2 rRNA genes (1 of these 2 only partly in view) are annotated in these 1605 nt (G+C 56.4%); both read right to left on the bottom strand.

Annotated features, from left to right (window positions below):
• A 5S ribosomal RNA gene (gene rrf / locus EV562_RS34900) occupies window positions 1-117 on the bottom strand.
• An 87-nt stretch (window positions 118-204) separates the two neighbouring features.
• Window positions 205-1605, bottom strand: a 23S ribosomal RNA gene (locus tag EV562_RS34895) (it continues 1824 nt past the right edge of the window).

Below are 1605 nucleotides of genomic sequence, written 5' to 3'. Positions count from 1 at the left end.
GTTCGGCGGCGTCCTACTCTCCCACAGGGTCCCCCCTGCAGTACCATCGGCGCTGTAAGGCTTAGCTTCCGGGTTCGAAATGTAACCGGGCGTTTCCCCTACGCTATGACCACCGAAACACTATGAAACTGTCAACCGCACCACGCCGTGACAAACGTGGGGTTGTTCGTGGTTTCAGAACCAACACAGTGGACGCGAGCAACTGAGGACAAGCCCTCGGCCTATTAGTACCGGTCACCTCCACACCTTGCGGTGCTTCCAGATCCGGCCTATCAACCCAGTCGTCTACTGGGAGCCTTACCCCATCAAGTGGGTGGGAGTCCTCATCTCGAAGCAGGCTTCCCGCTTAGATGCTTTCAGCGGTTATCCCTCCCGAACGTAGCCAACCAGCCATGCCCTTGGCAGAACAACTGGCACACCAGAGGTTCGTCCGTCCCGGTCCTCTCGTACTAGGGACAGCCCTTCTCAAGACTCCTACGCGCACAGCGGATAGGGACCGAACTGTCTCACGACGTTCTAAACCCAGCTCGCGTACCGCTTTAATGGGCGAACAGCCCAACCCTTGGGACCGACTCCAGCCCCAGGATGCGACGAGCCGACATCGAGGTGCCAAACCATCCCGTCGATATGGACTCTTGGGGAAGATCAGCCTGTTATCCCCGGGGTACCTTTTATCCGTTGAGCGACGGCGCTTCCACAAGCCACCGCCGGATCACTAGTCCCGACTTTCGTCCCTGCTCGACCCGTCGGTCTCACAGTCAAGCTCCCTTGTGCACTTACACTCAACACCTGATTGCCAACCAGGCTGAGGGAACCTTTGGGCGCCTCCGTTACTCTTTAGGAGGCAACCGCCCCAGTTAAACTACCCATCAGACACTGTCCCTGATCCGGATCACGGACCCAGGTTAGACATCCAGCACGACCAGACTGGTATTTCAACGACGACTCCACCCACACTGGCGTGCGAGCTTCAAAGTCTCCCAGCTATCCTACACAAGCCGAACCGAACACCAATATCAAACTGTAGTAAAGGTCCCGGGGTCTTTCCGTCCTGCTGCGCGAAACGAGCATCTTTACTCGTAGTGCAATTTCACCGGGCCTATGGTTGAGACAGTCGAGAAGTCGTTACGCCATTCGTGCAGGTCGGAACTTACCCGACAAGGAATTTCGCTACCTTAGGATGGTTATAGTTACCACCGCCGTTTACTGGCGCTTAAGTTCTCAGCTTCGCCCCACCGAAATGGAGCTAACCGGTCCCCTTAACGTTCCAGCACCGGGCAGGCGTCAGTCCGTATACATCGCCTTACGGCTTCGCACGGACCTGTGTTTTTAGTAAACAGTCGCTTCTCGCTGGTCTCTGCGGCCACCCCCAGCTCAGGAAGTAAATCCCATCACCAGGTGTGGCCCCCCTTCTCCCGAAGTTACGGGGGCATTTTGCCGAGTTCCTTAACCATAGTTCACCCGAACGCCTCGGTATTCTCTACCTGACCACCTGAGTCGGTTTAGGGTACGGGCCGCCATGAAACTCGCTAGAGGCTTTTCTCGACAGCATAGGATCATCCACTTCACCACAATCGGCTCGGCATCAGGTCTCAGCCTTAATGA

This window comes from Streptomyces sp. BK208, assembly GCF_004364245.1.
Classification (GTDB): Bacteria; Actinomycetota; Actinomycetes; order Streptomycetales; family Streptomycetaceae; genus Streptomyces.
This window is presented reverse-complemented; position numbering and strand designations above follow the sequence as displayed.